15 protein-coding genes, 1 rRNA gene and 1 riboswitch are annotated in these 18,383 nt (G+C 28.6%); of the genes, 3 read left to right on the plus strand and 13 right to left on the minus strand.

Annotated features, from left to right (window positions below; genetic code table 11):
* Together T483_RS0115165 and T483_RS0115170 are read right to left on the minus strand one after the other, a co-directional pair.
* Positions 1-191 (minus strand): 16S ribosomal RNA (locus T483_RS0115165); the annotation flags it as partial.
* Positions 192-835: 644 nt separating this feature from the next.
* Complete coding sequence (locus T483_RS0115170) at positions 836-1,261, minus strand: GNAT family N-acetyltransferase (protein WP_026887626.1); 426 nt, start codon at positions 1,259-1,261, stop codon at positions 836-838.
* 339 nt (positions 1,262-1,600) lie between these two features.
* On the opposite strand from T483_RS0115170, the gene T483_RS0115175 reads away from it, so the two are divergent.
* The gene (locus T483_RS0115175) at positions 1,601-2,341 is read left to right on the plus strand and encodes an NADPH-dependent oxidoreductase (RefSeq protein WP_026887627.1); all 741 of its coding nucleotides are present in this window, start codon (positions 1,601-1,603) and stop codon (positions 2,339-2,341) included.
* A 171-nt stretch (positions 2,342-2,512) separates the two neighbouring features.
* Here the strand turns inward: T483_RS0115175 and T483_RS0115180 are convergent, their stop codons facing one another.
* Positions 2,513-4,516, minus strand: a complete 2,004-nt coding sequence (locus T483_RS0115180) for a methyl-accepting chemotaxis protein (RefSeq protein ID WP_026887628.1) — start codon at positions 4,514-4,516, stop codon at positions 2,513-2,515.
* Positions 4,517-5,080: 564 nt separating this feature from the next.
* On the opposite strand from T483_RS0115180, the gene T483_RS0115185 reads away from it, so the two are divergent.
* Positions 5,081-7,099, plus strand: a complete 2,019-nt coding sequence (locus T483_RS0115185; RefSeq protein WP_026887629.1) for a Na+/H+ antiporter — start codon at positions 5,081-5,083, stop codon at positions 7,097-7,099.
* Between the two features lie 109 nt (positions 7,100-7,208).
* Here the strand turns inward: T483_RS0115185 and T483_RS0115190 are convergent, their stop codons facing one another.
* Positions 7,209-7,769, minus strand: a complete 561-nt coding sequence (locus tag T483_RS0115190) for a nitroreductase family protein (protein ID WP_026887630.1) — start codon at positions 7,767-7,769, stop codon at positions 7,209-7,211.
* Positions 7,770-8,227: 458 nt separating this feature from the next.
* Between T483_RS0115190 and T483_RS0115195 the strand changes: the two genes are divergently transcribed.
* Positions 8,228-9,040 (plus strand): hypothetical protein, encoded by an 813-nt coding sequence (locus tag T483_RS0115195; RefSeq protein WP_026887631.1) that lies wholly within the window; start codon positions 8,228-8,230, stop codon positions 9,038-9,040.
* Between the two features lie 122 nt (positions 9,041-9,162).
* Here the strand turns inward: T483_RS0115195 and T483_RS0115200 are convergent, their stop codons facing one another.
* From T483_RS0115200 to T483_RS0115240, 9 genes are all read right to left on the minus strand, one after another.
* Entirely contained in the window at positions 9,163-9,567 is a 405-nt protein-coding gene (locus tag T483_RS0115200; protein ID WP_026887632.1) for a PTS sugar transporter subunit IIB, read from the minus strand.
* A 44-nt stretch (positions 9,568-9,611) separates the two neighbouring features.
* Positions 9,612-9,839: a hypothetical protein gene (locus T483_RS0115205; RefSeq protein ID WP_026887633.1), complete on the minus strand. Its 228-nt coding sequence runs from the start codon at positions 9,837-9,839 to the stop codon at positions 9,612-9,614.
* Between the two features lie 178 nt (positions 9,840-10,017).
* Positions 10,018-10,179, minus strand: a complete 162-nt coding sequence (locus T483_RS0115210) for an aspartyl-phosphate phosphatase Spo0E family protein (RefSeq protein ID WP_026887634.1) — start codon at positions 10,177-10,179, stop codon at positions 10,018-10,020.
* A 243-nt stretch (positions 10,180-10,422) separates the two neighbouring features.
* On the minus strand, positions 10,423-12,135 hold the full coding sequence (locus T483_RS0115215; RefSeq protein ID WP_026887635.1) for a methyl-accepting chemotaxis protein: 1,713 nt from the start codon (positions 12,133-12,135) through the stop codon (positions 10,423-10,425).
* A gap of 622 nt (positions 12,136-12,757) precedes the next feature.
* The gene (locus tag T483_RS0115220; RefSeq protein WP_026887636.1) at positions 12,758-12,991 is read right to left on the minus strand and encodes a hypothetical protein; all 234 of its coding nucleotides are present in this window, start codon (positions 12,989-12,991) and stop codon (positions 12,758-12,760) included.
* A gap of 496 nt (positions 12,992-13,487) precedes the next feature.
* On the minus strand, positions 13,488-13,658 hold the full coding sequence (locus tag T483_RS0115225) for an aspartyl-phosphate phosphatase Spo0E family protein (RefSeq protein ID WP_026887637.1): 171 nt from the start codon (positions 13,656-13,658) through the stop codon (positions 13,488-13,490).
* Between the two features lie 579 nt (positions 13,659-14,237).
* Complete coding sequence (locus T483_RS0115230; RefSeq protein ID WP_026887638.1) at positions 14,238-15,449, minus strand: EAL and HDOD domain-containing protein; 1,212 nt, start codon at positions 15,447-15,449, stop codon at positions 14,238-14,240.
* A 218-nt stretch (positions 15,450-15,667) separates the two neighbouring features.
* Positions 15,668-15,751, minus strand: a riboswitch (cyclic di-GMP riboswitch).
* A 258-nt stretch (positions 15,752-16,009) separates the two neighbouring features.
* Complete coding sequence (gene gltA, locus T483_RS0115235) at positions 16,010-17,398, minus strand: NADPH-dependent glutamate synthase (RefSeq protein WP_026887639.1); 1,389 nt, start codon at positions 17,396-17,398, stop codon at positions 16,010-16,012.
* Entirely contained in the window at positions 17,398-18,288 is an 891-nt protein-coding gene (locus T483_RS0115240) for a sulfide/dihydroorotate dehydrogenase-like FAD/NAD-binding protein (RefSeq protein ID WP_026887640.1), read from the minus strand. The genes gltA and T483_RS0115240 overlap by 1 nt, the downstream gene beginning before the upstream one ends.
* Positions 18,289-18,383 lie beyond the last annotated feature (95 nt).

Raw genomic sequence — 18,383 nt, forward strand, 5'->3', positions numbered from 1 at the left:
ATGCGGCACTACAATCTTATGCGGTATTAATCTTCCTTTCGAAAGGCTATTCCCCTCTATGAGGCAGGTTACCCACGTGTTACTCACCCGTCCGCCGCTAATCCGTTCCCGAAGGAACTTCATCGCTCGACTTGCATGTGTTAAGCACGCCGCCAGCGTTCGTCCTGAGCCAGGATCAAACTCTCAATAAAAAGTTTAATCTTAGCTTACTCAAATAAAAATTGCTGGTTTACTTAAATGTATTTATATTATTCTGTTCAATTTTCAAAGACCAATTTTTCTTTCTAAAACCTTTTGTTACAAGGCTTTACAAGTTTCTGTCGTTTCTGACAGCTTACTCAGTATATCATCGCTTTCATACTTTGTCAACAACCTTTTTTAAAAACTTTTCAAACATTTTTCTTGGATGTTCTATTAGCCTTAAGTTATTGAATTTTGTGCTTTTCAGCAACGAATTACATCTTACCATCGTTATTTAATCTTGTCAACAACTTTCTTAGAAAGATTTTTCACACCTTCTTCTAGGCATCTTAGTAAGTTTAAGTTATTTCTAAAATTATGTCTCTTAACGACGTGTTCTATCGTATCATCTCTATTGCACTTGCATTCTTTATTATTTTGCTATTTAACGATATTATTCACATTATCCGCCATAATTCTTTAATATTATCATTTTTATTCATATTGATACACTTGAAGTAGTTGTCCATATAAAGGTTAAAAGGACCTATGATATCTCTGATAGTTACAAAACATACACTAGATATCAAGATCCTATTATTTATAGAGTCCCCTATGTCCAAATTTCATAATTCATAATATCTATATTAGTAAATTAGATCCCCAAATTTAGCTCATTAGGAATTACAACCCAACCTATAGAATTGAAGGCTACTTCCATATCATGATTACTACTTTGCGTGAATATAAAACCAGTTTTTATTCCAATTTCCTTTAACTTTTCTAAAGAACGATCTAACATTCTTTTTTCAATTTCATTAACTCTATATTCGTTATATATAGCAATGTGATATATAAATCCCCGTATGCCATCGCTGCCACATAATAAAGCTCCAATTACCTTCCCATCCCTTGTACATGCTACAGAACTTGCTTTTGGATTTTTCTTTAAATATGTAACTAATTGTTCTTTAGTCACAGATTCTTCTAAAAATGATGAACCAAAAATATCTCTCCATAGTTTAAGCACTTGGTCTATATCAAGCTCCTTCATAGCCTGTACTACTATAGTATTATCCATTTATCTCACTCACTCCATTCTTATTCTTAAGTACTATACTATATATTAATATTAACACTCTATTATTTTATTAGATACATAATATTATAAATATTACTATATATTTAATAATGCAAAATTTATATTCCATATATTAAAGCGGATTCTATAACTATAAATGGTGATAATATAATTTAAGATATACTCTAGTTTTTATCTAAACTAAGATATTATATGTATTATAATAATAAATTTGTATTTAGAATAATAATATAGATATCCAACCCTAAAACTAAATTACACTATATGTATTAAAGCATTTCGTTTAATTTTAAAATTTATATATGAAGGTGGGTAATTATGAATAGCATAATCAATGTAATAAAAAATCATAGATCAATACGACAATATCTAGATAAAGATGTTCCTGATGAATTAATTGATGAGATTTTAAAGAGTGCTCAATGTATGCCTAATTCAATAAACGGACAGCAAACATCTGTTATAGTCATAAGAGACAAAGAAAGAAAGGCAAAATTAGCTGAACTTGTAGGAGATCAAGAATATGTAGCAAAGGCCCCTGTTTTTTTAGTATTTGTAATGGACTTTTATAGAACCTATCTTGCTGGTGAAAAAACTGGATATAAGCAAGTTATTCATAAAGATATCGAAGGAATTCTAGCTGGTTCTGTAGATTGCGGAATAATTTTAGGTGCTTCAGTTATAGCCGCTGAATCTCTTGGACTTGGAACAGTACCTATTGGAGGTATAAGAAAAAATCCAGAGGAAGTCATAGCATTATTAGGATTACCTCAGTATACTTTTCCTATGATAGGTTTAGCAATTGGCTATCCTGCTGATGAATCTCATAAAAAACCTAGAATTCCTTTTGGAAGTTACAAACATAACGAAAGTTACAATAAAAGTATTGTTGAAGCTTCTATTAATACTTATGATGAAGAAATGTCAAAATATCTAAAAGATATTGGAAGGTCTCAGCAAGAAACAAATTGGAGTACTTTCACATCAAAAATTTATCAAACAGTTTATTATCCTAATGTTAAGGAAGCGATTAATAAGCAAGGGTTTAAATCCGAATAATATTTTAAGTAAATTTAACGATAAAATAGTATTAAAACTTATATGATTAAAACTAAAAAATGCTTTTTACATAGTGCATTCATTATGTAAAAAGCATTTTATTATGTTGAATTTACTAATAGATTAGTATATGAAACAGATATCTACACCTCTAAAATAGTAATTCTTATATTAATTTATCTTAAATCTACCTAACTCTTCTCCTAATTTTTCCGAAAGTGACTCAAGCTCTTCAGCATGCTTAGTAAATCTAACCATAGCAGAATCTATTTCCTCTGTTGATGCACTAACTTCCTCAGATGCAGCTGCAGTTTCTTGCGATATTGATGAAATATTTTCAATTTCTGCTAATACACTTTGTTTACTTCTATTTATATCAACTATAGATGCTTTCACTTCTTTAACTTTAGCGCTCATTACTCCAATTGATTCTATTATTTCGTTAAATATTTCCAGAGTCATACTTACTGACAATTCCTGCTCTTTTACTATATTTTCAGCAACTATAATAGCATCTGTTGCCTTATCTGACTTATTCCTTATATTTCCAATAATCTCCTTTATCTCTTCAGTGGAGACTTTAGACTGTTCTGCAAGTTTCCTTATTTCCTCCGCCACAACAGCAAACCCTTTTCCTGCTTCCCCCGCACGAGCTGACTCTATGCTTGCATTTAATGCTAAAAGATTCGTCTGTTCCGTTATTTGAGATATTGTTTCAGATATAGTATCTATTGTTTTAGTATTTTCAGCCATTTCTTGAACTATACCATTAACTTCATCCGTAGCCGCTTTAGTCTTATCTGATTTTTCTATTAAAGTATCAATCATAGATAATCCTTTTGCTCCTAATTCTTTAGTGTTTACAGAAAGTTTGTCCATTTCATGAGAGTTTTCATTAATTTCATCCAATTTACCTGATAACTCATTCATTTCTAAGACCCCATGTTGCGCATTTTGCGACTGATTAACTGCCCCATGTGAAACGTCTTCTATTGATTTTGAGACTTCCTCTATTGATGCTGTTACCTCCTCTGACATATTCGCTAGATTTGATGAAGTTTCTAATACTGTTTTAGATGATGCTGTAACATTTTCTATAAGCGTTGATATATTAGATATCATATCATTAAAAGACTGTGACAATTCCATGAATTCATCTTTTGTAGACAAATTTATCGATGCAGTTAAATCTCCCTTTGAAGCTTTTTCAAATACTTCTTTTAGCTTTTTAATATTTTGCGATATACCTTTACTTAAAAATAAGGATAGTATTATGCAAATTACTAATATAGCTAAAGTTATATATACTGTTGTAGTAAGTATTGAATTTGTATCATTAGTTACTTCTTTTTCATCTAGAGTAGCTACAATTTTCCATCCTGTAGTTGAGTTTGTTCCATACACTCCAAATTTCTTTGTATTATTAAATTCATAGGTTAAAAATCCCGAATTATTAGTCTTCACATCTTTCCAGAATGACTGCTTAGCTGCTACATCTGTACCAATTAAATCTTTATTCTTATGTGCTATCATATTTTGTCCATCTATATCTGAAACAAATATATAACCAGTATTACCTATTTTCTTAGTTGCTATCTTTTCTGTAATTGCATCTAAAGATACATTCATTGCACAGACACCAACTAATTTTCCATCCTTTTCTATTGCCTTGGCTATAGCTACAACACTTTTTCCCGTTTGAGCACTTTTAAATGGTAGAGTTATTATAACTTGATCTTTATGCTCTATCGCTTGTTTATACCAATCTCTATCACTAGGCTTGTATCCTTCTGGCATTTTCTCACTAGGATAGATTACAAATTTATCATCCACACTTGCAAAATATGCACTAAAAATATCGTTATTACTTTCCTTTACATCTTTTAGCATACTAACTATAGATGAGTATGATTCTTCTTTATCAGAATTAACAAAATTATAATTAGTTGATAATGCTTTAGTCATGCTTACAAATCCATTAAAATAATTGTCAATTCCATCATTTAATTCCAAAAGAGTTTGTTGACTTGTCAGCTTTAGTTTTTCATTAAGGATTGTTTTAGCTTCTTCATTAGCACCAAAGCCGAGTATTATTAAAGGAATTAAACATATTCCTAATAGACTCATAACAAGCTTGGCTCTAATGCTTTTTAGTTTCATTTTTTTTAACTTCATTATTATTTCCCCTTTATCGTAAGTATATTAAATATTTATAAATAATTGTTTTGCAAGATTTTGTTGTAAAGTAGTATTCCTATATTATAAAAACAAAAAAGTCTCATTTCATAAATTTCATAAAACAAGACTCTATCATAACTTTAATTGTATTAACTTTTACCAGCATTTAAGCACATTACCATTATATATGCCGTGTTTTTTATTGTCAATACTAATTAATTTTATCGAAAATTGTTATAATCAGTATTACTAGTTTGTCCGTAAAAGGTTTACTGTAAATTAACAAGTATTTTTCAATATGTATATAAAAAAAAGTTTAATTCATCAAAGTTTTTCTTAAACTATTAGGTAATATAAAACAATTAATTTTTATAAAAGAATAGACTATATTATTTAGAACCTATATAATATAAGATTCAAGCATTAAATCCGAGAAATAAAACTGTTACATAAACTCTCACCAATTTAATATACTATAATTAGTGTATTTTCTGTGAACCTATGAAATTGCCATAAAGCATGTGTGCTTTTACATAAATATTGAAGTTAGGAGGATTATATATGTTTACTTATATCTTAATATTATTAATTTGCATTTTATTATCAACTATAGTAAGTAGATTTATACCTTCCTTATCAGTGCCTATTGTACAAATTGCAATCGGATCACTAATTGCAATAATACATTCAGGATTTAGCATTGAACTAGATCCTCATACATTTCTAGTAATGTTTATTGCCCCACTTCTTTTTCGTGATGGAAAAAATGCAGATAAGAGATCTCTATGGAAACAGAGAAGAAATATACTTTTAATGGCATTAGCTTTAGTTATCGTAACCGTAATATTGGTTGGATTCATTATAAATAAGCTGATCCCATCTATTTCATTGCCTGCAGCTTTTGCACTTGCAGCTGCTTTATCCCCAACTGATTATGTTGCAGTTAGTTTACTTTCAAAAAAGATTTCACTTCCAAGAAAAGTTCTTCATCTTATAGAAGGCGAAGGGCTTATGAATGATGCATCAGGCCTTGTATCTTTTAGATTTGCATTAGCTGCAGCTTTGACTGGAACATTCTCATTATTCGATGCAACTGTAAGTTTTTTTATGGTCTCTATTGGAGGAATCATTGTCGGATTCGTTTTAGAGAATATTCTAATTAAATTTGAACTTTGGATAAGAAATCTTGGAATGGAAGATATTACAGTTGAAATATTACTCCAAATTCTAACTCCCTTTATAATATATCTTTTATCAGAGGAAGTATTTAAGGTCTCAGGTATATTAGCTGTGGTTGTGGCTGGAATGGTATACTCGTTATCATCTAGAAAACTAAAATTTAAAAATGCTAGGCTAAATGCAGTATCAGAAAATACTTGGTCCGTTTTAGCATATGTTCTAAATGGGCTTATATTTATAATAGTTGGATTACAACTACCAAATATAATTGAAATTGCTTTTTATGAAGCCACAATAAATAATCTTGATGCAGTTATTGATGTTTTATTAATCACATTAGCCTTACTTACACTCAGATATTTATGGGTTCTATTCATGTATAAGTTTGGAGATAGCGCCTGTAAAACAGAGGAAAAAGGCGTCAAATTTCATGCTGCACTTTTAACCTCCCTTTCAGGAGTAAGAGGTGCTGTCACATTAGCCACAGTTCTTTCGATTCCTTTAACATTAGAAAATGGTGAACCATTTCCAGAAAGAACATTAATTTTATTTTTGTCTGTTGGAGTAATTCTAACCACACTCCTTATTACAACTTTTATATTACCTTTAGTTGCTAATAAAAATATGTCTAAAGAAACCGATTATTTAGAGATATTAAACAAAGCACAAATACAAGTGTGGACTAATACTATAAACAGATTAAAATCAGAAGTTGATAATAAAAAATATATTCATATGGCTATAAGCGAATATAAGTATCGCATTCATCAACTAAAACGTGGAAATTCTTATTATAAGAACTGGAACAGAAGTAGTAAAGAAGAAAAAAAATGGATGCTTATATGTTTCAAAAAAGAAATTGAAAATACCAGAAAAATGTTAGACTCCGGTAATATAGATGAATCAACTGCATATTTTTATGAAAAATCAGTTAGAAACAAAATCAAATTGATGTCGTCAGTTGCAGGCTTTTCGTTGGTATTTAAAGAAGTTTTAGCACGTATTTCTTCACTAATTTTTAATATAAAAAAATTCAGGTATATATTGAGAGGGATAGAAAACAAAAAAAGAAGTGAACAACAATTAAGGAACTTAGCAATGAAAGAGCTTTATTCCACTAATGCAAAATACTTAATTCAATATGTTAAATCTATTATTACTCCTGAAAATGAAGAAACGCTCAAAAAAATAATTTTATATTATCAAGGTGTATATTGGGTTGCAAGCAAACCAATCTTAGAAAGAGCTAGTAAGTATGAAAAGAAAAAAATTGAAATTAAAGCAATGCAACTAGAAAGAAATATTATACAATCTTTGTTCGAAGGTGGAGATATAACTTGGAATATAGCATCTGAACTAAGAAAAAATTTAAATTATATTGAAAGTGATATTTTAAGATAAACACAGAAAATATTTTTTGGTTTAAGCATGCTAGACTATACTGAATATAAAAAGATGACTTATTACTATAGTAGATACGTAAAAGTCATCTTTTTAACTCATTATTTTTTTATTTTACTATATTTACTGTTCCTTCTTTTCTCGTTGGAGCTTTTGGTTCTTTTCCTCCATTAAAACCTAATGTTGCTGTACCAAATGTCGTATAGTTCTCTGGAATTCCTAGTTCAGTAAGAACCTTTCTAACATTAGGATCATCTCCAACCATAGCTAAAGTATGTACCCAGCACGATCCAATATTAAGTGAATGAGCAGATAACATTATATTTTGTATTGCTGCAGCACAATCAGACTGCCCTACCGGTAAGTTTTTATCACAGGATGTTATTACTATAGTAGGTGCATTATAAAATGGGTTGAAGTTAGGGTTATTAGCCATCTTATTTAACTGTTCTATAGGAGAATTTTGTAATGCCTCTTTAGTAGCTGAAATCAACTTATTTATCTTCTCTCTATTCTGTACAGCTGTAAAATGCCAATCTTGGCTATTCATACCACTTGGAGCAAATTTAGCCGCTTCCAATATTGTATTTAAATCTTCATCCGAAATTTGCTCTTCCTTATAAACTCTTATACTTCTTCTTGTTAGAATATTTTGTATTACATCGTTCATTATTTTTCTCCTTTCGTTTAACCCCAATATGACTTTACTTTTAGTATTTCTATCTACTAGATTAATTATAAATTTGTTTAGGATTTTTATCCTAATATATAGTATTATCATTTTTATGATAAATATCTATAAATGTTGCAGTAATAAATTTATATCTAAGACTCCAATAAGCTAAATGTTCACTTACTACCTGATCTTAGAAACTTAAAATTTCAATATATATTTTGCAATAATAAATTTACATTTAAAATTCTAGTTATGTAAGTAAGCACTTATTTAAGGCGAAATGTAGAAATTCAATTGAAGGATAATATAAATTAAATTTATATATTCAAGACTCCTTTTCACATAAATTTCACATAACAGAATTATAATTCCCTTATAGCCGGTTATTTCTATATTAATTATATGTTTTTAACATAAAAACAAAATTTTATATGACGTAAGGAGAGATAATTATGAAAAAGAAAAAAATACTAGGAATTGCAGTAGCAGCTATGATTTCAATATCAAGCCTCGTTCCAGCATTTGCTGATGATGCTTCCACACAAAATGTAACAAATGGTGTTACTACAGGACAGGTTCGGCAAAATAACGAAGCTGATAAACTTGCAAAACTTACTCAAAGGGCATCAAAACTTGGAATTGACATCACTGGATTAACTAATGATCAAGCAAAAGCAAAAATAAGAACTGCTGTAGCTGAAAAACTTGGGATTGATATAACAGGTCTATCAAATAAAGATGCTTCATCTAAAATAAAAGCTGCTCTTGAAGGAAAAACTCTTGACAGACTTAATAAAAAAGCAGCTGAACTAGGAATAGATATTACAAATCTTTCAGTTGATAACGCTAAAGCTAAAATTTTATCAGCAGAGGCAGGAAAGCTTGGAATTGATATAACTGGTCTATCAAATAAAGATGCTTTATCTAAAATAAAGTCAGCTGTTGAAGCTAAAAATCTTGCTGATTTAACTAAGAAAGCAACAAAACTCGGAGTTGATATAACAGGTTTATCAAATAAAGATGCTCGAATAAAATTAAATCAAGCAGAAGCTTCTAAACTTGGAATAGACGTTACAGGCTTATCAAATGAGGATGTAATAACTAAAATTCAAAATGCAAGAGCTGAAAAATTAGGAATTGATATAACAGGATTATCATTTAAAGATGCTAAAGCTAAGATAAAAGCAGCATCTGAAGCTAAAAAAGAAGCTCATAAAGAAAAAAATACATCATCAACTACAGCAGCTGATACTGCCGTACAATAGTTTAATTAAAGAAGAGATACTTTCATAAATTTGAAGGTATCTCTTCTTTACTAGGTTATAATATCTGGAATCCAAAATCTCCATTTCTCATAATCTAAATAATCTTTTCTAAAAATAACTTATTAGGTTTTATTTTTTCTATATGCCAAATACCTAGTAACCATCATAGTGTTTTCTTCGCCTGGAAAATATACAGGATTAATTTTAGTCTCATTGTACAAGTTGATTGCATCTACAACATCCAGTGCTAATTCCTTAAAACTAATGAGGCCATACATTCTCGGTGGAAGAATATAAATAGGTATATCAATTTCCGAAGTTTTTACCAGCTTCTTAACATCAATTATTAAATGAGGACAACATACAATGATATCAAATTCATTCATTCTCTTATTCACTAATAAAAACGGAGAAAATTCAATTGAATAATCATTTTGCATATTACTCTCTAATATCTCTTTTTCCACCTTACTTGCTAGGGCACTTGATGAAAAGCCACCTCCACAGCATAAAAGTATTCTTATCATTTCTAATCCTCCACTTTATATTACAGTCTAGTTTTTTGGATATCCTAGATCGTATCAGTTCTTTTTAATCTGACAATTCCTTCTCTAATTGTTATTTGATTTGTTTCCTCTAAATATCTCAAAATAGGTTCTATCCGATCTTTTACTCTTCCAAGTTTTGAACCTACTAAAGTCTTTTGATAAGTTGTGAAACACATCCTATCCAATTCATACAGATTCATACCATCTGGTCTTATTTTAAGATTCATCATTACTTTTTCCATAGTATTCATAATATCCCCTCCTTATATATATCTAATTATACAAAAATATGTAATTTCCTTCCAATTGATATAATTATATAAAGATTCGACCATATATATTGCAAAAATAAATTTAAAACTCTAGCAAGCCAAAGGTTTAAATCCAATTACAAAATACATAATATTAAAAATATAAGTATATTTAAATTCATCCATCAAGTAGCTCATTGTATTGATTTATTATATCATCTAACTTTTGACTCGCAGCAATAACTTCTATATCTAATAAACTTTTTTCATTGTTTATAATTTCATATAAAGATTGTCTCATTTTATAAATTATTTTCTCTATTTCTTTTATTTCTTCCAAATTATACTCTCTCTTACTTTTTTATAAGTATAATCCCCAATAAATACATTTGCTGTATCATTTGTTACATTATGTAGTAAACTTTATTTATATACAAAAAGACCAAATAACCATTCTATTAGAATGACTATTTGGCCTTACATATTTTCATAGTCCTGCTATAAAATTGTATGTAATTTCAGTTTATTAACACATAAATCTAAGTTCAAATTTGGATATCTACATTTAGAACTTATACTATTTCTAGATTTTAAATTTATTTGCCATTTCAATCATGCTATCAGCCATTTCTGATGTGTCTTTTGCCTGATTAGTGACATTATCTACTGACGCACTGGTTTCACTAATACTTGCAAATATTTCTTCTACACTCGAAGCCGATTGCTGGGATTTTGATGAAATATTTACTATTGCATTATTTACTTTAGATACATTACTTGCAATTTTAATTGCTGACTCCGCAATCTCTTTTGACATTTCATTTACAACTTCAGCATCCTTTTCATATTGATTTCCGATCAATTTCAACATTTCATAATCTGGTCTAACCTGACTATCGATAAATCCTAATATATCCTTAGTATTATTAGTAAAGTTTTCAATAACATTTCCAACTGTACTGATATTTTTCTTTATATCAATAACTGTTTCTGATGATTTCTCAGCTAATTTTCTAACTTCCTCTGCAACTACAGCAAATCCGCGTCCTGCCTCCCCAGCATTAGCAGCCTCTATGGATGCATTAAGCGCTAAAAGATTAGTTTGTTCAGATATTTGACCAATAGCTTCTGCCATTTTTTCCACTTCTTTAACTATCTTTATGTCCTCAATTGCTTTTTTAATCTTAATTTCTTTTTCATTATATAGGCTTATTGCATTATTAGATGATGCTTCCACCTTTTCTTTTACGTTTATTGCTCTTTTCATAATTTCATCTGAATCCAATTCCCTCTTTTCAGCATTTCTGCTAAGTTCATCTGTTAGCTTCTCTATCTCCATTGTATATGAACTAACATCTTGAGTTGCCGAACTTAAATTCATGCTTGCATCAGCAATTTCATGAGTTACATTTTTAATATTATTCATAGTTGCAGACATTTCTTCCATTGTTGAAGTTAGATCTTCATTTGAAATTCTAACATTTTTCATACGATTAGTAAGTTCTATAATAAGATTTTTCACGTCTAATACAGCAATATTCAATGCTTTTGACATATTTCCTATTTCATCATATGCATTTATATTTATTTTCTCAGTAAGATCTCCTTCCGCTAAACCATTAGCAAAATTAACTATACTGTTTATTCTCTTTCTTAACCAAATTGCTAATCCACCACTTAGTATTGCTAATATCAATGCAGAAATAACTATAAATATCATAAGAAATTTAAACGAATTTTTGAAAACGGCATTACTTGACTCAGATGTTTCTTTTGCTGCATCAATATTATCATTTATTATAACATTTATATCATTAGCTATTTCTTCTCTTAAAGTAACATATTCAGAATTGTATAATTTAACAGCTTCTTCATAATTATTTTCAGCAACATACTTTATTATCTTTGTTCTTGTATCCCTATACCTAGTTAACGCATCCTTGATTTTCTTGTAATCTGATTCTTCTTTTTCGCTAGAATACGGTATTTTCTCAATTTCTTCAAAAGTTTTATTATTTAAATCAGATAAACTTGCTAAATCTTTTTGCGCCTCATCTATATCATTTTTAAAATTACTATTAATAATATGTTCCATATCAGATAACCCTAAATTAATATTACTTTTTACCAAATATAACTTCTGAAGCCTCATTAAATTAGTATTATAGATTTTATCTGTATTCATATTTAGTTTGTTCATGCTAAATAGTCCAGCAATTCCTACTAAAACTAAGAATACAGTACATATCACACTGCTTCCTATTAACTTTTGGGAGATTTTCATTTTCTTAAACATTGTATTTATCCTTCCTTTCCTACTTTAAGTTATCATATTTAATCCCAATACCTAATTCCATAATCATTCTATAAATTACTAGGCTTATTCAGTAATTTTGACATAAATACTAAAAAAGCTAATATTTAATTGTCTTTAAGCATAAATTTTAGATTTATATGAATTTTAAATATTCATGCCTGAAGATAAATACACTTTATACAAAGAAACTAAGTGCAATATATCTAAAATTTATTCTTTGATGTCTAATAAATTTTTATCTTAAGTCATCTAACACAATTAACCAATTTAGTGCATAAGTTAAGTAAAGTTAATTACATTTTAGTCCTTCTTAACTTTACCAAGTAATTTACTCCCAATCTATATTATACCATAAAATCCACTTAATTCACATAACTCTGATAATTATTCTCATAACATTTAATTCTATAATTATAAAAGTCAGAATCACCAATGAAACTTGTTATTCACTTCGCCCCCCAAATATAAAGAAACTTTTTTCAACCAAAATTTCTTTATATACATTTCTTAGTACGTATTTTAAACAAAAGTACAAATCTCCCCATGTTTGATGAGGAGATTGTTGTTAATTTAGTTATAGTTCTCTAAGTTACTATTTTATCTAATCTACTATATCAACAATATCAAAGTCTGCTGTCATTTCTATAAAAACTCGTCCTTTACAACAGAACTCTCTTTTTGAAATATGGCAATTAACAATTCCTCCGATTAAATTATTGGTTTCATATTCTTCTAGTTTTTCTTGGAGCTCTTCAACACATAGGTTATGAATTGCTTTAATAATATCTTCTTCCCATATACAAGTTGGATAACTATTAATCACTTTTATTTTCATTTATTTCACCTCTTATTAATGATGGGGTGCAAAATTCAATTGATATTAACTCCTTAATAATATTTGTTATATAATAATCGGATTAAATTAATATTGTGAATTAAATATTGCTGGATCATAAATTACTGGTCATTTAGTATATCTTGCTATAAAAAAACAAAAATCCCCTGTAAAGTTGATAATCAACCTTACAGGGGATTTGGTGTAAGTAGGTATAGTAAAATATAGGAGTGTTATATAATCACATATTAAGGGGTATATGGTAATCAATTTTTACACACTCAATATATTATTCGTTAATGAATATAATTTTCTGACATAAAAACATAAATTTTTATAATAAGAATTATATATATTCTAAAAAGTTTAATTCATCGAAATTTATCTTAAGCTATCAGATGTTTAAGATAAATATTTTTTAAAAATCAATTATATTGTTTATAACTTATATCTTTAAATTTTATAGATCTATGTTTTGTATTATGTATAATATTGCTTACTTGTGCATTTCACTGATTAATCTATTATATTCATTTAAAGCATTATCAAGTTCTTTGCTAGCTAGAATTATTTCATGATCTAATAAATTTGCTTTTTCCTCAATTAATTCATGTAAAATTCCTCTTAATTCATTAATCTTCCTATTTATATTTTGAAGCTTTCCCATACTGCCATCACTTTCTTTCGTTCATAAATTAATTATAACTAATAAAATGAATATTGTTATTAATTATAAAATTACGTTATCATTTTGTAACTCACTTCTAATATTTAGTAAATCTCTAGATATTTTTAATCTTACCACTTATTTTTCTATCATTTTTACAATGTTCTATGTATAATGTAATAAAATTTTGTTAATAATTATTAATGAAAGTATTACTTTTCAACTACACCAAAAGAGGTAGCATTTATTAATCTAACTGCTATCTCTTTTCATATTCAAAATTAGTTTTAAAACCCTTTTGCCATTTCTTAGTTTAATTTCTTATATTAATTAATATAATTGCTTATTTTTATCTATTTTTTAATATTATTCCAATGAAAAATAATATAACATTATTTTTTTTTGCCATTTACACCTTTTTTATATTTTTATTGTTGAATTAAAACAGATTATGTCGTATAATGTTAATGTAAATATACAATTTACTTATATTGAAATTTTTCCTAGAGTTTTGATATAGTATTTTCTTTTTTTACCAATTAAAGTAAGAAACTAGAATGATTCTAGTTTCTTATTTTTTTAACTCACAACATCATCTGCCCACTTTATAGAATCTATATATGCTTCTGCAAGCTTATTATCATTGATATTTATTTCTTTCGTATAAAACTCAACGTTTTCCCATTCACCTTTTTCATAATTAATAGCTAGTTTTAATATTTTATTCAATAAATTATCTTTTTCAATTAGTCCTTCCTTTATTTCATCATCTATATATAATTCTTTTAAAATCACTTCAATTGAACAATTTAAAATTGCATCCATAACGGAAAATAATCCTACCATATACGCTGAATAAACCTTATTCTTATATTCACTCATATTACATATTAATTCACATAACTTCGCCCTCTGCAATGAAACTTTTATAAGTTCATCTGTATTATTTTCCTTTAGATCATTTAATAAAACTACATATAACCATTTTATAATTTCTTTTCTTCCCAAAAGTGCAATAGCATATTTTATAGACCTAACTTCATTCTTTAGACAGTATGCAGACGAATTTATTAATTTAATTATTTTATATGATAAACCTAAATCCTTTATTATTAATTCTTCAAGTTGGCTAAAATCAAAATCATCTTTATTAATTAACTTTAGAATTTTCATTGCTGTATCTTTATTAGTTGGAATATTTTTTCTTGAAAGAACTATTGGTTTACTAAAATAATATCCTTGAAAATATGAATATCCAAATTTTAAAGCCTCATCATATTCTTCTTTATTCTCAACTTTTTCTGCCAAAAATTTTATTCTACTATTTATCTTTTTTAGCTCCAATACTTTCTTCCTTTCATACCCTGTAGTGATTTTAAAATCTATCTTTATAATATCAGCTATCTCTATTAATTTAATATATTTATTATGGAATACGAAATCATCTAATGCTAAAACAAATCCTTTTTTCTTAAGTCTTTTACATGCATCTATAATTTCATCAGTTGGTTCTATATTTTCTAAAATTTCTATTACAACATATTCTTTAGGAAGTATAGTTGCTATTTCTTTTTTTATCAATTCTTCAGTAAAGTTTATAAATGCTTTCTTATTATCAGTAATATCTTTAAAGTCAAATGTGTAAAATGTATTTGATATAACCTTTAAAGTTGCTTCATCTCCATTAGCGTTGTTATAGAAATTATTTTGTCCATTTCTAAACAGAAGTTCATATGCAACAACTTCATTTTTTCTGTTAAATATAGGCTGTCTAGCTACAAAAATATCCATAACAGTCTCATCCCTTCATTTAATACTTATATACCGCTTAATTTAACCCTTACGATTATTGTAATATACTATTTTTTTGTTCATGAACAGTAAAATCTTATCTCAATGAATTTACGTTATACTTAACCTTAAGATATATAAGTACATATTTATATATAAATATGTAAATTTTTTCACATAAAAAACCAACTAAAACTAACTAATAAAATAATTAATTAATCTTAATTGGTCGGTTGCACAACTAGCTCCAAACTCTTAAAGTGCCCATTTAGAAAGAATTCTTCATAGCTTCCAATTGTAATATAATACATTTCTATGTACTTATTTCATATATATGAAATATTATCATCAATCCATAATAAAATCAATAAATAATATTATTAGGAATACTTAATTATAGATTTTTAAGAAATTTTTAAGATTATTTACTCCCTTTAGCAGAGATATTATTTCTATCAAAAAGAAATAACTCTTGTAAAATATCATCTAAAATTATAAACAAAAAAAGATTAGTTACATTAACTTTTCTATGTAACTAACCTTCTTATATATATTAAATACTATCTACTTAAATACTCATCTATTGCAGCCGCAGCTTTCTTTCCTGCTCCCATTGCTAGAATAACAGTTGCAGCACCTGTAACTGCATCTCCACCAGCATAAACACCTTCTTTAGTTGTTAATCCATCTTCATTTGCAACCAAACAAGCTCTACCATTGATTTCTAAACCTTTAGTTGTTGATGAAATTAATGGATTTGGTGATGTTCCAAGGGACATTATTACCGTATCAACCTCTAGTACAAACTCTGAATTTTCTTTAACTACAGGTTTTCTTCTTCCTGAAGCATCTGGTTCTCCAAGTTCCATTTTAACGCATTTCATTCCCTTAACCCATCCATTTTCGTCTGTTAAGATCTCTGTTGGATTAGTTAATACATCAAATATTACGCCTTCTTCTTTTGCATGGTGAACTTCTTCTGCTCTTGCTGGAAGCTCAGATTCACTTCTTCTATATACTATATGGGCTTCTGCGCCGAGTCTTAAGGCAGTTCTTGCTGCATCCATAGCAACATTTCCACCACCAACTATAGCAACTTTTTTACCTGCTTTAACTGGAGTATCATATTCTTCTTTAAAAGCTTTCATTAAATTTACTCTTGTTAAAAACTCATTAGCCGAAAACACGCCATTTGCATTTTCGCCTGGTATTCCCATAAACTTTGGAAGACCTGCTCCTGAGCCAACGAATACAGCTTCAAATTTTTCATCTTCAATTAATTGATCTATAGTTATTGTTCTTCCCACAATTACGTTAGTTTCAATTGTTACTCCAAGCTTCTTTATGTTTTCAATTTCAGCTTTAACAACTTCATCCTTTGGTAATCTAAATTCAGGTATTCCATAAACTAGAACCCCTCCTGCTTCATGTAGTGCCTCAAATATAGTTACATCATAACCTTTTTTAGCCAGATCTCCTGCACAAGTAAGACCAGCAGGACCACTTCCAATTACTGCAACTTTCTTACCCTTAGAAGGTTCTGTTTGTGACAAATCTACTTTATTTTTTCTTGACCAGTCTGCAGTAAACATTTCTAACTTTCCAATAGCTACAGCTTCGCCTTTAATTCCAAGTACACAATTACCTTCACATTGGCTTTCTTGTGGACATACTCTTCCACAAACCGCTGGAAGTGCACTGTATTTTGCTATTTCCCTAGCAGCACCTTCAAAGTTTCCAATTTTAGCTTTCGATATAAATCCTGGAATATTGATTGATACTGGACATCCTTCAACACATTTAGGATTTTTACAATTTAAACATCTATTTGCTTCTTTCATAGCATCATCTTCATTATAGCCTAAACAAACTTCCTTAAAGTTTTTTGCTCTTACTTCTGGAGCTTGTTCAGTAACAGGTGTTCTTTTCATTCTATCGTTCATCTCTATTACTTACCCTCCTTGCATCCACAACCACCATGGTTATGAGTGTTTCCTTCTTCAAGTTTTAATAGTTCTCTTCCTTCTTCTTTTTTATACATTGCTTGTCTTCTCATTGATTCATCATAATCTACTAAATGACCATCAAACTCAGGCCCATCAACACATGCAAATTTAACCTTTCCGCCGACAGTAACTCTACAAGCACCACACATTCCAGTACCATCAACCATTATAGGATTTAAACTTACTACAGTTGGGATATTCAATTCCTTAGTTAACATTGAAGTAAATTTCATCATTATCATTGGTCCAATGATAATTGCATGATCATATTTCTTACCTTGATTATTAACTAATTCCTTAAGCATATCTGAACCAGTTCCTTTAAACCCATACGAACCATCATCTGTTGTCACGTAAAGATTTCCAGCAACTGCCTTTAATTCTTCTTCATATATTAATAAATCTTTATTTCTGCTTCCTAAAATAACATCTACAGCTATTCCATGTTCATGCATCCATTTAACTTGAGGATAAACTGGAGCTGCTCCTACTCCTCCTGCAATAAAGATAATATTTTTCTTTTTTAATTCTTCTAAATCTTCATGAATAAATTCACTTGGTACACCTAATGGACCTACAAAATCTGAAGCATAATCTCCGACATTGAATCCAGCTAACTGTTTAGTTCCTTTTCCGATGGCTGCAAAAACTATAGAAACTGTACCATTTTCTGCATCATAACCTGCAATTGTTAAAGGTATTCTTTCGCCTTTTTCATCATTTTTTATAATTATAAATTGACCTGGTTTTGCTGATTTAGCAACTCTAGGTGCTTCTATATCCATTAAGAATATATTATTTGTAAGTTCTCTTTTGTTGACAATTTTGTACACTCTTAGTACCCCCTACATTTATAAATTCTATTAATAATATGAACTGGAATTTCCATTCTTATTGCTATATTAACAACAAAGACTCCATGAGGTGG

It is taken from the genome of Clostridium beijerinckii HUN142 (genome assembly GCF_000621745.1).
In the GTDB taxonomy this organism is placed as follows: Bacteria; Bacillota; Clostridia; order Clostridiales; family Clostridiaceae; genus Clostridium; species Clostridium beijerinckii_A.

Bases quoted from the DNA above. Each gene is read 5' to 3' on its own strand.
- T483_RS0115170 (WP_026887626.1), bottom strand. From the start codon at position 1,261: ATGGATAATACTATAGTAGTACAGGCTATGAAGGAGCTTGATATAGAC.
- T483_RS0115175 (WP_026887627.1), top strand. From the start codon at position 1,601: ATGAATAGCATAATCAATGTAATAAAAAATCATAGATCAATACGACAA.
- T483_RS0115180 (WP_026887628.1), bottom strand. From the start codon at position 4,516: ATGAAGTTAAAAAAAATGAAACTAAAAAGCATTAGAGCCAAGCTTGTT.
- T483_RS0115185 (WP_026887629.1), top strand. From the start codon at position 5,081: ATGTTTACTTATATCTTAATATTATTAATTTGCATTTTATTATCAACT.
- T483_RS0115190 (WP_026887630.1), bottom strand. From the start codon at position 7,769: ATGAACGATGTAATACAAAATATTCTAACAAGAAGAAGTATAAGAGTT.
- T483_RS0115195 (WP_026887631.1), top strand. From the start codon at position 8,228: ATGAAAAAGAAAAAAATACTAGGAATTGCAGTAGCAGCTATGATTTCA.
- T483_RS0115200 (WP_026887632.1), bottom strand. From the start codon at position 9,567: ATGATAAGAATACTTTTATGCTGTGGAGGTGGCTTTTCATCAAGTGCC.
- T483_RS0115205 (WP_026887633.1), bottom strand. From the start codon at position 9,839: ATGAATACTATGGAAAAAGTAATGATGAATCTTAAAATAAGACCAGAT.
- T483_RS0115215 (WP_026887635.1), bottom strand. From the start codon at position 12,135: ATGTTTAAGAAAATGAAAATCTCCCAAAAGTTAATAGGAAGCAGTGTG.
- T483_RS0115220 (WP_026887636.1), bottom strand. From the start codon at position 12,991: ATGAAAATAAAAGTGATTAATAGTTATCCAACTTGTATATGGGAAGAA.
- T483_RS0115225 (WP_026887637.1), bottom strand. From the start codon at position 13,658: ATGGGAAAGCTTCAAAATATAAATAGGAAGATTAATGAATTAAGAGGA.
- T483_RS0115230 (WP_026887638.1), bottom strand. From the start codon at position 15,449: ATGGATATTTTTGTAGCTAGACAGCCTATATTTAACAGAAAAAATGAA.